The sequence below is a fragment of the Streptomyces erythrochromogenes genome (assembly GCF_040684695.1).
Taxonomy (GTDB): domain Bacteria; phylum Actinomycetota; class Actinomycetes; order Streptomycetales; family Streptomycetaceae; genus Streptomyces; species Streptomyces erythrochromogenes_C.
Genome location: NZ_JBFBGM010000003.1, coordinates 60,805 through 74,137, shown reverse-complemented (window position 1 = coordinate 74,137; position 13,333 = coordinate 60,805). Strand labels below are relative to the sequence as shown.

The window sequence follows — 13,333 nt, the reverse complement described above, 5'->3', positions numbered from 1 at the left end:
CGGTTCGGCCGGGGCGGGTGAAGCCGGCGTGCCGGGGCCAGGGCCCCGGAGTCCTGGCCGCCACGTACCCCGTCGGCGAGACGAAACGTCTTGCGCAGCCTCCGGGCGTGGGTTATGTTTCTCCGCGTAACGAGACGAATCGTTTCGTCTCGTAAGCATCCTCCTTGGCTCCGTCGAAAGGAACCGCCCTTGCGTGCTCCACTCGCCTCCACCCAGATCGTCCTGTCCGAGGTCACCAAGAGCTACGACACCCGCGTCGTCCTGGACCGCGTCAGCTGCACGGTCCGGCCCGGCGAGCGGGTCGGCGTCGTCGGCGACAACGGCTCCGGCAAGTCCACCCTCCTGCGGCTCCTCGCCGGACGGGAACGCCCCGACCACGGCGAGGTCACCGTCACCGCCCCCGGCGGCACCGGACACCTCGCGCAGACCCTCGACCTCCCTCCGGGCGCCCGTGTCGCCGACGCCGTCGACCACGCCCTCGCCGGCCTGCGCGCCCTCGAACGCCGGATCCGGGCCGCCGAAACCGTCCTGCACCGGGCCGGCCCCGAGGAACTCGCCGCCTACGGGGACCTCCTCGCCGCCTACGAGGCGCGCGGCGGCCGCGACGCCCGCCGCCGGGTCGCGACCACCCTGCGCCGCCTCGGCGAACGCGCCGACCTAGACCCCGACCGCCGCCTCGGCACCCTGTCCGGAGGACAGCGCTCCCGGCTCGCCCTCGCGGGCGCCCTGGCCGCCGAGCCGGAGCTGCTGCTGCTGGACGAGCCGACCAACGACCTCGACGACGAGGCCGTCGCCTGGCTGGAGGAGCACCTGCGGGCCCGCCGCGGAACCCTGGTGGCCGTCACCCACGACCGGCTCTTCCTCGACCGGGCCACGACCGCCGTCCTGGAGGTCGACGCCGACCGCCGGACGGTGCGCCGCTTCGGCAACGGCTACGCCGGGTTCCTGGCCGGCCGCGCCGCCGAACGGACCCGCCGGGAAAGGCAGTACGAGGAGTGGCGCGAGGAGGTGCGCGGAGCCGAGCGGCTCGCCGAGACCAACATCGGGCGGTTCGCCGCGATCCCGCGCAAACTGCCGCGCGGCTTCAGCGGGGCCGGTGCCTTCCGGGCCCGGTCGCGCACCCACGGCGCCGCGAGCCGCATCCGCACGGCCCGCGAACGCCTGCAGCGGCTGACCGAGAACCCGGTCCCGCCGCCCCCGCGCCCGCTCACCTTCACCGGCCGCTTCACCGGAGCCGCAGCCGCAGCCGCAGCCGGTGCCGGTGCCGCAGCCGGTGCCGGGCCCGCCGCCGGGTCGGTGGAACTGGCCGGCGCGTCGGTGCCGGGGCGGCTCCAGCCGGTCACGCTGGAACTGGCCCCGGGAGAGAGGCTGCTGGTCACCGGCCCCAACGGGGTCGGCAAATCGACCCTGTTGCACCTGCTGGCCGGCGAACCGGTGCCCGCGCAGGGCCTCGTACGAACACCCGCGCGCGTAGGGCTGCTGCGGCAGGACGACCCCCGGGCGGCCGAACCCCGCTCCGTCGTCGAGCTGTTCGGGCAGGAGCACGCCGACCGGTTCGTCGCCGGGCTCGGCCTGCTGGCCCCGGCCGACCTGACCCGGCCGGTACGCACCCTCTCGGCCGGCCAGCGCCGGAAGCTGGAACTGGCCCGGCTGGTGGCGCGCCCCCTGGACCTGCTCCTCCTGGACGAGCCGACGAACCACCTGGCCCCGGCCCTGGTGGAGGAACTGGAGGCGGCCCTGGCCCACTTCGGCGGGACCCTCGTCGTGGTCACCCACGACCGGCGGCTGCGCGCGGGATTCTCCGGTCGCCGCCTGGAACTTCAGCGGGAGCCGGCCGCCGCGAGCCGCTGAGCCAGCGCGCGCAGGTCGTCCGCGTCCAGGACCCGCTCGCCGAACCCGGGCAGCGGCACATGGAGCGTGGCCGTCCAGTGCGCGGGCACCGCGTCCTGCCCGTACCGCGCGCCGGCCAGGGTGCCCGTCACCGCGGCCACCGTGTCCGTGTCCCCGCCCAGGTCCACGGCGGCCCGTACGGCCTCGGCGAAGCCGGTCGTGGTCCGCAGCGCCCACACCGCCGAGCCCAGGCAGGGCCACACCGCCCCGTTGAACTCGGTGGCCAGACCCGGGTGCCAGTCGGGGTCGAGCACCCGGCCGTAGCGTTCGCGGTGGTCGGGGCGCACCGCGTCGAGTGCGGCCGGGAGGGCCGCGAGCGGATCGTCGCCGTCCAGGGCCACGCGGACGAGCTCGTGCAGGATCGCGGTGCCCTCCCATGCCGCCCGGTCGCCGTGGGTCAGCGCCGCGATCCGCCGGGCGGCGTCCATGGTCGCCTCCCGTCCGGCGGCGGCGAAGTACACGGCCGAGGTGGCGGCCCGCATCAGGGAACCGTTGCCGGCGGCCCGGGCGTTGGTCTGGAAGTGCACGGCCGCCGCGAGGTCCCAGGGCTGGCCGTTGGTGAGCACGTCCTCCGTCTGCAGGCCGATGTCCTTCGGCTGCCCGGCCGCCCACTGCTGGAACCGGGCGAAGACATCGGGGAGTTCGAGGCCGCCGTGCTCCAGCAGCGACTCCCCGACCAGGACGGCCATCTGGGTGTCGTCCGTCGCCTCGCCCGGATCCCAGCCGCCGCCCCCGCGCATCTCCGCGCCCCGCGCGCTCAACTGCCCCGGCGGCCCGAACTCGTACGGAGCGCCGAGCGCGTCCCCCGCCGCCGACCCGAGCACGGCACCCACGGCCCGGTCCAGCCGGGTGGGTCGGGCGGGGCGGACGGGCGCGGTCACCGCGGCTCCTCGGGGCGGACGGCGGCCAGCAGGCCGCGGGCGAACCGGTCCAGGTCGTCCAGGCCGGCGGCGGCCAGGGTGGCCGGGGCGCCGGTGAGCAGGTGGGGGACGGCGCCGTGCAGGGCCAGGGTCAGGGCCCGGGCCCGGTCCGGTCCGGCCGGCAGTCCGGCGGTGTGCAGCAGGTGCGCGTGCGCGGCGAAGTCCCCCGCGGCGATCGGGTCCAGGAGTGCGGCCAGCCAGGGCCGCCGCGTCCCCTCGGTCTGGAGCTCCAGGTAGGCCAGGACGCGCGGGCGCCCGGGCCCCGCCACGTCCCGCAGCAGTCCGGCGAGCAGCGCCGCGAGCTGTTCCGCGTCGGCGGGCCCCGGCCCGGCCCCCGCCAGGGACGCGGCCAGCGCCCGGTACTGCTCCAGGCAGCGCTCGGCCACCGCCCTCAACAGGGCGTCACGCGTGGGGAAGTAGTTCTTGGCCGTGCCCGTCGGCACGTCGGCGGCCGCGTCGACGGCCCGGTGGGTCAGCCCGCGCCCGCCCGCCTCCGCCAGTACGGCGACGGCCGCGTCGCGCAGCCGGTCCCTCCGGTCCTGATTCACGTTGCCAGGATAACCACAGTCGTGGTACCACAGATGTAGTACCACGGCTGTGGTAGTCGTGGTCCGGTGCGGGCGGAGGGGTGTGCCATGAGCGGCAACGGCGACGGCGAGACCGTGGACGGAACCGCTGCCCCGGGCGGGCGGGAGGCGGGCACGGCCGTCGTGGCCGGGGCCGGGGTCGGCGGGCTCGCCACCGCCATCGGCCTGCGCCGTGCGGGCTGGACGGTAACCGTTCTGGAGCGGCGGGCCGCCCCCGAACGCTACGGAACCGCCTTCGGCATCCACCCGACCGCGCAGACCGCACTCGACCGCCTCGGCCTCGGCGACGCGCTGCGGGCGCACGCCGTCCCGTACCGGGACGCCCGCATCCGGCGCCCCGACGGCACGGTCCTGGCCGCCCTCCCGCTCGAACGGATCGAGCGCAGGGCGGGCCGGCCGGAACTGCTCGTGTCCCGTCCGTACCTGATCGACGCCCTGCTGGCCGAACTCGACCGGCTCGGCGGCCCGCGGATCGCATACGGGCGGCCCCTGACCGACCCGGGCGCACTCGACGCCGACCTGGTCGTCGGCGCGGACGGCATCAACAGCACGGTGCGCACGGCGTACTTCGGCAGCCGCAGCGGCCCCCGCCCGATCGGCACGGTCGCCTGGATCGGCATCGCCGGCTTCGAGACCGGGCTGTACGGCGAAACCTGGGGTGAGGGCCGCTTCTTCGGCATGACCCCCGTCGAGCCCGGCCGCACCAACTGGTACGCCACCGTGCCCGCGGCCGCCACCACGCGCGAGGTGCGGGACGCCTTCGCCGGCTGGCACGACCCGATCCCGCGCGTCCTGGCCGAGACCGACCCCGCGACCTGGATCCGGTACGAGATGCGCCACCTCCACCCCGCCCTGCCCCGCTTCGTCGCCGACGGCCGGGTCGCCCTCGTCGGCGACGCCGCCCACGCCATGACGCCCAACCTCGGCCAGGGCGCCTGCACCGCCCTCCTCGACGCCGAGGCCCTCACCCGCGCCGTCGCCGCCGGCGGGCCGGACGGACTGCCCGGCGCCCTGCGCGCGTACGACGCCGAGCGCCGCCGCAGCGCCCAGCGCGTCGCCCTGGGCTCCCGGACCCTGCACCGGTTCATGACCGCCCGCCGCCCGGCCCTGCGCGACGCCCTCCTGCGGATGCTGCCCGGTTGACACCCCCGCCGGGTTCGCGCGCGTCGCGGCGGCCTGCGCGGGGACCGGCGGCCGTAGGGTCGGATCCTCACCGAGGAGGACTCCTGATGCGACGCGTGACCTTTGCGATGAGCGCCTCGCTCGACGGCTACATCGTCGGGCTGGACGGCGACTTCAACTGGACGGCGCCCGAGGAGGAGGTCTTCAGCTTCTGGACCGACCAGACCCGGGAGCTCGGCGTCCACCTGCTGGGGCGGCGGCTCTACGAGACGATGCTGTACTGGGAGACCGCCGACCAGGACCCGTCGCTCGACGCCGCGTCACTCGAATGGATCTCGGTCTGGAACCCGCTCCCGAAAGTGGTGTTCTCCAGCACCCTGACGGCGGTGCAGGGCAACGCCCGCCTGGCCACCGGCGGCCTGGCCGAGGAGATCGAGCGGCTGAGGGCCGAACCGGGGGACGGCGACATCGCCCTCGGCGGCGCGACCCTCGCCGCCGAGGCGGCCGCGCTGGACCTGATCGACGAGTACCGGGTCATGGTCTACCCGGTCCTGGTCGGCGGCGGCATTCCGTTCTTCCCCCAGGGCGGGCGCCGGGTCGACCTCGAACTCGTCGAGACCCGCACCTTCGCCTCGAAGATCGTCCACCTCCGCTACCGCGTGGTGCGCTAGCCGGCACTCCGCCCGGCGTTCGGGCGCGCGGCGGTGGTGTCCCTCCGGAACGTGGGTACGCTGCTGGGTATGACGGGTCACCCCCCTGGTCCGCTCTGGACGGGCCGGGCCACCAACCCCCTGCAGTGGCTGCTCGCGGCGGCCGGTGCGGCCTGCGTGGCGCTCGGCGTCGAGCTGGCCGTCGACAACGCGTGGACCTCCGGTTTCGTCCCGCTCCTGATGGCGGTGACCGGCTGCCTCGCCGCGGGCCTGCTCATGGTCTACGGCACGGTCGCCTTCGTGCACGTCGCCGTCACCATCGACGCCCAGGCCCTCGTGGTGCGCTGCGGCCACATCGGTCTGCCGCGCCGCCGGATCGAGCTCGCGGACGTGGCCTCGGCCGAGTTCCTGCCCCGGATCACCCCGCAGCACTGGGGCGGCTGGGGCTGCCGCTGGCGCCCCGAGAAGGGCACCGCGGTGATCGTCCGGCGCGGCGAGGGCCTCAAGGTGAGAATGGTCGACGGCAAGCTCTTCACGGTGACCGTCGACGACGCCGAGAACGCCGTCCGTGTCATCCGCGCCCACCTGCGCACCCTCGCCGGATGACGCGCCGGATGACGCGCCGGGCGAGACGCCGGACGGGACGGCCGGCGAGCCGAGGCGCTTACCGGTTCCGAGGGTCCGGGGACGTACACTCCGCCAGATGAGCAGCAGTGTGACGCGCGAGGCCGCCTCGAACGAGCCCTCGCGGCCCGCCGGCGGACCGGCCGAGCCCAGGACGCCCTCCGCGACGCCCCCCGCCGCCCCCGCCGCGACCTCCGCGCCGCAGCGCAGGGGAGCCTGGCTGGTCCGGTCCCTCCTCGCCGCGCTGTCCGGCGTCCTGCTCTACCTCAGCTTCCCGCCCCGCCCCCTGTGGTGGCTGGCCCCCCTCGCCCTCGCCCTCCTCGCGGGCTGCCTCCACGGCCGCCGTCCGCGGGCGGGCTTCGGGCTCGGCACCCTCGCCGGCCTCGGCTACCTGCTGCCACTCCTCGTATGGACCGGTGAGGAGGTCGGGCCGGTGCCCTGGCTGGCGCTGACCTCCCTCGAAGCCCTCTTCTACGGCCTGACCGGCCTCGGCATCGCCCTCGTCAGCCGGCTCCGGGCCTGGCCGGTGTTCGCCGCCGCCGTCTGGGTCGCGGGCGAGGCCCTGCGCGCCCGGGCACCCTTCGGCGGCTTCCCCTGGGGCAAGCTCGCCTTCGGCCAGGCGGACGGCGTCTTCACCCCGCTCGCGGCCCTCGGCGGCACACCGCTGCTCTCCTTCGGCGTGGCGCTCTGCGGATTCGGCCTCTACGAAGCCCTGCGCATCGCCCGTCGGCACCCGGGCCGGACCACCGCCGCGCTGACCGCGCTCACCGTCGCCGCCCCCGTCGCCGCCGCCCTCGCCGCCCGCCCGCTGGTCTCCGACGCGGCCGAGGACGGCAAGGTCGTGGCCGCCGTCATCCAGGGCAACGTGCCCCGCCTGGGCCTCGACTTCAACTCCCAGCGCCGGGCCGTCCTGGACAACCACGTCAAGCGCACGATCCAGCTCGCCGAGGACGTCAAGGCCGGCAAGGCGCCCAAGCCCGACTTCGTCGTCTGGCCGGAGAACTCCTCCGACCTCGACCCGTACGCCGAACCCGACGCCCACGCCGTCATCGACAAGGCCGTCAAGGCCATCGGCGTGCCCGTGGCCATCGGTGCGGTCGTCGCCCCCGAGACGGGCCCCCTGCGCAACACGATGATCCTCTGGGACCCCGTCGCGGGCCCGACCGAGACCTATGACAAGCGCAAGATCCAGCCCTTCGGCGAGCGCATCCCGATGCGCTCCTTCGTCCGGCTCTTCAGCTCCGACGTGGACCGGGTGCGCCGTGACTTCGGCCCCGGCAAGGACCCCGGCGTCTTCGACATGGCCGGCACCGGCGTCGGCATGGTCACCTGCTTCGAGGCCGCCTTCGACGACGCCGTCCGCTCCACCGTCCAGGACGGCGCCCAGGTGATCGCCGTACCGAGCAACAACGCCACCTTCGGCCGCACGCAGATGACCTACCAGCAGCTCGCCATGGACCGGGTCCGGGCCGTCGAGCACAGCCGTACCGTCCTCGTCCCCGTCACCAGCGGAGTCAGCGCCGTCATCCGCCCCGACGGCCGGATCGTCTCGGAGACGAAGATGTTCACCGCGGACGCGCTCGTCGCCGAGATCCCGCTGCGCTCCGGCCGCACCCCGGCCACGGTGCTCGGGCCGCTTCCCGAGTACGCCCTGCTGCTGCTCGCCGCGGGAGGGTTCGGCGTACTCGCCGCCCGCCGGGTCCGGGCCCGCCGCGCCGCCTGAGACGGGAGGGCGCCCCGGCCTCATAGGGTCGGGGGATGACCACACCTGACTTCATCCGGCGGATCCGCGAGTCCGCCGGGCACCAGCTGCTCCTCCTGCCCGGGGTCACGGCCATCGTCCTCGACGACCGGGGCAGGGTGCTGCTCGGCCGGCGCTCCGACACCGGGCGGTGGTCCGTGGTCGGCGGCATCGCCGAGCCGGGCGAGCAGCCGGCCGAGACCGCCGTGCGCGAGGTGTACGAGGAGACGGCCGTGCACTGCGTGCCCGAGCGGGTGGTACTCGTCCAGATGCTCGACCCGATCACCTACCCCAACGGCGACGTCTGCCAGTTCCAGGACATCACCTTCCGCTGCCGCGCCACCGGCGGCGAGGCACGGGCCAACGACCACGAGTCCCTCGAAGTGGCCTGGTTCGACGTGGACGCGCTGCCCCCGCTGGAGTCCTTCGCCCTGGACCGGATCCACCGGGCCCTGCGAGAGGAGCCCACCTGGTTCGAGGCTCCGGCCGCGATCACGGACCAGGGCTCCTTGTGATGATCATGGCAGTCGGGTCGGGTGGACCTCGGCGGGGTGACCTGTAAGGTTCCGCTGACCCGACGGTCTTCAGCGGGCCGTCACGGATCTTTCGGGGAGCGATCAACGGATGAGCGCGGGAGGAACGGCAGGCATACCCGGGGCGGGCGGGCGCGCGAGCGCCGCACCACCGCCCGCCGGAGCACCGGGCCCGCGCCTCGCGGCCCTCGACGCCGTCCGGGTGCTCGCCGCGTTCTCCGTGCTCTTCTACCACTACGCCGCCCTCGACAGCGCCTGGGGCGAGCCGGCCGGGGACGTCTTCCCCGGCGCGCACGCCCTGGCCGTCTACGGCTGGCTCGGCGTCGAGATCTTCTTCCTGGTCAGCGGCTTCGTCATCTGCATGAGCGCCTGGGGTCGCACCGTCGGCGACTTCGCGGTCTCCCGGGCCTCCCGCCTCTTCCCCGCCTACTGGGCGGCCGTGGTCTTCACCTCCCTCGTGCTGTTCGCCTGGCCCGAGGTGCGCAGGGTCGGGTCGTTCAGCGACGTCGTGGTGAACCTCTCGATGCTCCAGGCCGGGATCGGCGTCCCGCACGTGGACGACGCATACTGGACGCTCTTCGTCGAGCTCAAGTTCTACGTACTGTTCGCGATCGTCGTGATGCGCGGCGTCACCTACCGCAACTGCATCCTCTTCTGCGGGCTCTGGACCCTCGCCGGCGCCGTGGCCCCGGCCGTGGACAACGGCCTGCTCTCCTTCTTCGCGGTGTCGTCGGCGTCCCCGTACTTCATCGCCGGGATCGCCTTCTACCTGATGCGCCGCTTCCGGCCGAACGCCCTCCTGTGGGCCGTGGTCGGCGTGCAGTTCCTGCTCGCCCAGCACCACGTGCACGCGCGCATGATCTCCAGCCTGGGCCGCAGGGCCACGGAGCAGACGCCCGCCTGGCCGGCCCACGTGATCATCGTGCTCGGCTTCGCCCTCATGGCGGCCATCGCGCTCGGCGCCCTCGACCGGGTCCGGTGGCGCTGGCTCCCGCACGCCGGAGCGGTCACCTACCCGCTCTACCTGATCCACATGATGGCCGGGCTGACCTTCATCCACCACTTCCGCCGGGAGGTCGAGCCCGTCCCGCTGGTCCTCGGCGTGACCGCCCTCATGGTGGTCCTCGCCTGGCTCGTCCACCGGTTCGTCGAGCGTCCGCTGGGCCGCAGGCTGCGCGACGGCCTGCGGCGCGGGGTGCAGGACGTCCGCTCGGGGACCCCGCGGCCGGCGCTGCTCGGGCGGCTGCCCGCGCAGCCCTCCGCGCGCGGGGCGGAGCGCGTCCCGGCCGGCCGGCGCTGAGGCGCTGAGGCGCCGGCCGGGGCGACCGCGCCGATCGGGGCGACCGCGGTGACCGCCCCGGGAGCCGCGGGTCAGCCGTCGACGGCGGCCTCCCGGTACAGTTCCACCGCCTGATCGCCCATCACCGCGCTGTACGAGATCTCCGGCACGGTCCCGCCGCCCTCGTAGCCCCCGAGCACCCCGGCCAGGGCGCCGTCCACCAGCCAGGGGCTGCCGCTGGTACCGCCGCTGAGGTCGGGGCAGCCGATCCGGCGCTGGGTCGGGGACAGCAGGCCGGTGGTGTTGGCGCAGCGCAGCGGGGCCTCCAGCGTCCGCGGGTAGCCGATGACCGTCACCCTGGTTCCGGCGGGCTGCTCGGCCGCGACGGGGAAACCGCCCACGAGGTCCTCGACGCGGCGGGTCTGCCCGCCGTCCACGGGGGCCACCGTCGCGAAGGCGATGTCGGCGTCCGGGTCCTGCCCGTCGGTCCACTCCGGCGCCACGAACACGCCGGTGACCCGCCACAGGCCGTACGGGGCTTCCCCGTCCCGGTAGCCGGGTGCGAAGACGGTGGTGCCCGTCGTCCCCAGGCAGTGGGCCGCCGTGGCGATCACGTCCCGGTCGTCGCTGCGCACCACCGCGGCGGTGCAGAAGTGCCCGCCGTCGAGGCCGTCGGCGAAGAGCGCGCCCACCCGGTCGGCCTCGGCGCCGGGCCGGGCCCACGCGGTGACGCCGAGCGGCGGGCCGGAGGCGGCATCGGGCAGGTCCACACCGATCAGCGCCGCCATCGCGGTCAGCGCGAGCAGGATCCGTGATGCCCGCCGCGCACGGGAGCGCCGGGCCGTTCGGGGGAGCGCGTCGTGGATCATGCCTGCCACCCTGCCCGCCGAACCTATGACCGGAGGACGGAGTTCCGTATGAATCCCCTGTGAATCCCGTGAAGGGGTTGTGAAACCCGGGTCATGATCGGACGAGACGGTTCCGAACGCCACAGCCCCGGACGAGACGCCCCCGCCGCGGGCCGCCGCGCGCCGCGACCGGGATCAGTCGCGGCGCTCGTACACCGTGACGCGGCGCCCCCGCACCTGCCGGTCCGCCACCACCGTGAACCGCTCCCGCAGTACGGCCGCCTTCGCCTTGTCCCGCTCCGCCGACGGCGCCTTCGCCACCTCCGCCGAGTCCGTCACCAGCAGCACCCGCCGCTGCTGCAGCAGCGCCTCCCGGATCGGTTCCGCCTCCGCCTCCTCGCCCTTGAGGGTGGCCGACGCCGCCGGGCTCTCGGCCAGCGCCACGTCGGTCAGGCCCGTGAAGGCGCCGGGGGAGACCAGGGCCGTGTCCCGCCGCGCGGCCGGTACGAACACCACGGCGTCCCCGTCCCGCTTCAGCCGGGCCACCTCCCCGGCCACCGCCAGCACGTCGTCGATCCGGCTGGCCGGGGCCCGCCTGCCCAGCTCCACCGGCAGCAGGGCCAGCACCGAGACGGCGACCACCCCCGGCACCAGCAGGGCCGACGCCCTCGGGAACCGGGGCGCGCAGGCCCGTACGGCGGCCCCCAGGCCCGCACCGATCAGCAGCGCCAGACCCACCGCGCCGAACAGCACGTACCGGTCCAGGAAGAGCGGCTGGACCAGCGACAGCGCCAGCAGCCCGAGTTGCGGCACCGCCAGCAGCGGCAGCCCCACCGCCGCCGCCGAGACCCGCGACCGGTCCGGCCGGTCCGCCCACGCCCCCAGCAGGCCGATCGCCAGCAGGATCCCCGGACCGGTCAGCGCGGGCCAGCTCAGCGGCGGTATCCAGGACACCTGGTCGGACTGGCCCCGGCTGAACAGGACCAGCGGCAGCGCCCCCGCCACCGCCCCGGACCCGTACGCCGCCCAGCGCAGCCAGACACCGCGGCGCGCCCGCACCCACCACAGGGTCGCCGCGTGCGCGGGCAGGGCCAGCAGAGACAGCCAGTTCAGCAGCGCGCACACCAGCACCACCGCCCCGTACGCCGTCCAGCGCGGCCAGGTCCGCCGCCCGGACCGGTCCTCCAGGAGCGACACCAGGAGCAGGGCCGACAGCCCGGCCCCCGCCGCGACCAGCGCGTACGGCCTGCCCTCCTGGAGGTGGAACTGCACGGCCGGCAGCAGCCCGAGCGCCAGCCCGCCCCCGAGCCCGGCCCAGAAGCCCGCCAGGCGCCGCCCGATCACGGCCACGCACACCGCGGCGCACGCCACCGCCAGCACCGAGGGCAGCCGCAGGGTCGTCGTACTCGCCCCGAACACCTCGAAGAGGCCGTGCATCAGCAGGTAGTAGAGCCCGTGGACGGCGTCCACGTTCCCGAGCATCCGCCAGATCTCACCCACCGACCGCCCGGCCACCTGCCAGGTCGCCGCCTCGTCGCGCCACACGCTGTCCTGCCGGGAGAGCCCCCACAGACCGAGCGCCAGGGTCCAGAGGAAGGGGACGAGACAGAGGAGCGGCCCGCGTCGGGCCGCGGGTATGTGGCAACGCATGAAGGTGCTGGGATCCTCGGTCTGGCGTTCGGGCGGAAACCACAGTCTATGGACGCCACGGAGGGTTTCCGGACCGCCTGTTGTGCACCGCGGCGCGAGATCGCCGGGCCCGCCCGCCCCTAGCCTCGCCGCAAGGAGCACGAACGAGGGGCGGTACCCGGTGAACTGGCTCATCCACGACTACCGCGAGAGCGATCTCGCAGCGGTGGTCCACCTGATCGACACCACGGCCGAACTCGGCCAGGAGTCGGTCTTCTCGCTCGCCGAGTGCATCAGCGCACTGACCGGCCGGCAGCCCTGCGTCGTCGCCGTCCACCAGGGCGTCCCCATCGGCGCGGCCCTCGCCTGCGTCACCGGCGAGCGCGCCTGGGTCATGCGCATCGCCATCGCCGCCGGCTGGCGCGGCCGGGGCCTCGCCAGCGCCCTCCTCGTCGAACTGGAACGGCGCCTCATCGCCGCCCGCGTCGGCCGCATCGCCTACGTCCTGCCCGAGGAGGACCTGCTCGGCGAAGGCCTCCTCAACGCCGGCTACACCCGGCAGCCGGCCGTCGCCTACTTCGAGAAGACCGAGCCGCTCCACGGACCGGCCGCCGGACTCCTCGACGACCTCGGCGGCCGCTTCCTGCCGAACGACCTGTGGTCCAAGGTCGCCGGCATGGAGAAGGAGAAGGACCTCATCGAGCGGCGCGTGGTGCTGCCGCTCGCCGAGCCCGAGCGGGCCGCCTCGCACGGAGTGCGGCCGCCGCGGGCCATCACCCTCTTCGGTCCGCCCGGCACCGGGAAGACCACCTTCGCCCGGGCCATCGCCTCCCGGCTCGGCTGGCCCTTCGTCGAACTGCTGCCCTCACGCCTGGCGGACGAGGGCAACCTGGCCGCGGCGCTGCGCGACGCCTTCGCCCGGATCGCGGAACTGGAGCGCGTCCTCGTCTTCATCGACGAGGTGGAGGAGATCGCCCCGGTGCGCACCGAGCCCGCGCAGCCCGGCGGCATCCACGGCGTCACCAACGAGCTGCTGAAGCTGATACCGGGCTTCCGGGAGGGCGACGAGAGGCTCCTCGTCTGCGCCACCAACTCCATCCGCTCCCTGGACCCGGCCTTCCTGCGGCCCGGGCGCTTCGACTACCTCATCCCGATCGGCACCCCGGACGCCGGAGCCCGCGCCGCGATCTGGGCCCGCTACACGGCGGGCCGCGCCGACATCGACGTCAGCGCCCTGGTGGAGGCGACCGAGCTGTTCACCCCGGCCGACATCGAGCACGCGGCGCGGATCGCGGCACAGGTCTCCTTCGAACGGGACCTGGAGGCGGTGGGTGCGCGCGGTGCCGCGGCTGCGCAGCTCGGTGCGACCACGCGGGACTACCTGGAGGCGGTCCGCCAGTGCCGGCCGACGGTGACCCCGGCGATGACGGGCGAGTTCGAGGCGGACATCACCGCCCACGCCCGCTTCTGAACCGCGGTCCCGGACCGGGCCCGTGAACTCCCGTCCCCC

The 13,333-nt window shown here is 74.9% G+C and carries 12 protein-coding genes; 8 read left to right on the top strand and 4 right to left on the bottom strand.

Going from position 1 to position 13,333, the window contains the following annotated elements:
* Window positions 1–114: 114 nt before the first annotated feature.
* Entirely contained in the window at window positions 115–1,851 is a 1,737-nt protein-coding gene (locus AB0O53_RS07595; RefSeq protein WP_435886614.1) for an ATP-binding cassette domain-containing protein, read from the top strand.
* Here the strand turns inward: AB0O53_RS07595 and AB0O53_RS07590 are convergent.
* Window positions 1,821–2,771 (bottom strand): ADP-ribosylglycohydrolase family protein, encoded by a 951-nt coding sequence (locus tag AB0O53_RS07590; protein WP_350991295.1) that lies wholly within the window; start codon window positions 2,769–2,771, stop codon window positions 1,821–1,823. The genes AB0O53_RS07595 and AB0O53_RS07590 overlap by 31 nt on opposite strands.
* The gene (locus AB0O53_RS07585) at window positions 2,768–3,358 is read right to left on the bottom strand and encodes a TetR/AcrR family transcriptional regulator (RefSeq protein WP_350991297.1); all 591 of its coding nucleotides are present in this window, start codon (window positions 3,356–3,358) and stop codon (window positions 2,768–2,770) included. Before AB0O53_RS07585 ends, AB0O53_RS07590 begins: the two co-directional genes overlap by 4 nt.
* A 162-nt stretch (window positions 3,359–3,520) precedes the next feature.
* Between AB0O53_RS07585 and AB0O53_RS07580 the strand changes: the two genes are divergently transcribed.
* The 6 genes from AB0O53_RS07580 to AB0O53_RS07555 all read left to right on the top strand — a co-directional run bounded on the left by AB0O53_RS07580 (window position 3,521) and on the right by AB0O53_RS07555 (window position 9,367).
* Complete coding sequence (locus AB0O53_RS07580) at window positions 3,521–4,540, top strand: FAD-dependent oxidoreductase (protein ID WP_365194165.1); 1,020 nt, start codon at window positions 3,521–3,523, stop codon at window positions 4,538–4,540.
* Between the two features lie 86 nt (window positions 4,541–4,626).
* Window positions 4,627–5,190: a dihydrofolate reductase family protein gene (locus tag AB0O53_RS07575; protein ID WP_350991301.1), complete on the top strand. Its 564-nt coding sequence runs from the start codon at window positions 4,627–4,629 to the stop codon at window positions 5,188–5,190.
* Between the two features lie 69 nt (window positions 5,191–5,259).
* Window positions 5,260–5,775 carry a hypothetical protein gene (locus tag AB0O53_RS07570; RefSeq protein WP_365193810.1) on the top strand — a complete coding sequence of 172 codons (516 nt, stop codon included), beginning with the start codon at window positions 5,260–5,262 and terminating at the stop codon, window positions 5,773–5,775.
* A 97-nt stretch (window positions 5,776–5,872) separates the two neighbouring features.
* On the top strand, window positions 5,873–7,516 hold the full coding sequence (lnt, locus tag AB0O53_RS07565) for an apolipoprotein N-acyltransferase (protein WP_365193807.1): 1,644 nt from the start codon (window positions 5,873–5,875) through the stop codon (window positions 7,514–7,516).
* 35 nt (window positions 7,517–7,551) lie between these two features.
* Entirely contained in the window at window positions 7,552–8,049 is a 498-nt protein-coding gene (locus AB0O53_RS07560; protein WP_365193804.1) for an NUDIX hydrolase, read from the top strand.
* A gap of 109 nt (window positions 8,050–8,158) precedes the next feature.
* The gene (locus AB0O53_RS07555; protein ID WP_350991309.1) at window positions 8,159–9,367 is read left to right on the top strand and encodes an acyltransferase family protein; all 1,209 of its coding nucleotides are present in this window, start codon (window positions 8,159–8,161) and stop codon (window positions 9,365–9,367) included.
* A gap of 71 nt (window positions 9,368–9,438) precedes the next feature.
* Here AB0O53_RS07555 and AB0O53_RS07550 read toward each other — a convergent pair whose 3' ends face one another.
* Both AB0O53_RS07550 and AB0O53_RS07545 read right to left on the bottom strand, forming a co-directional pair.
* The gene (locus tag AB0O53_RS07550) at window positions 9,439–10,215 is read right to left on the bottom strand and encodes a trypsin-like serine peptidase (RefSeq protein WP_365193801.1); all 777 of its coding nucleotides are present in this window, start codon (window positions 10,213–10,215) and stop codon (window positions 9,439–9,441) included.
* Between the two features lie 174 nt (window positions 10,216–10,389).
* Window positions 10,390–11,844 (bottom strand): hypothetical protein, encoded by a 1,455-nt coding sequence (locus AB0O53_RS07545; protein WP_365193798.1) that lies wholly within the window; start codon window positions 11,842–11,844, stop codon window positions 10,390–10,392.
* Window positions 11,845–12,004: 160 nt separating this feature from the next.
* Here AB0O53_RS07545 and AB0O53_RS07540 point away from each other — a divergent pair, with 160 nt between their 5' ends.
* A complete protein-coding gene (locus AB0O53_RS07540) occupies window positions 12,005–13,294 on the top strand; it encodes an ATP-binding protein (RefSeq protein ID WP_350991315.1) in 1,290 nt (429 codons plus the stop codon).
* The last annotated feature ends 39 nt before the right edge of the window (window positions 13,295–13,333 follow it).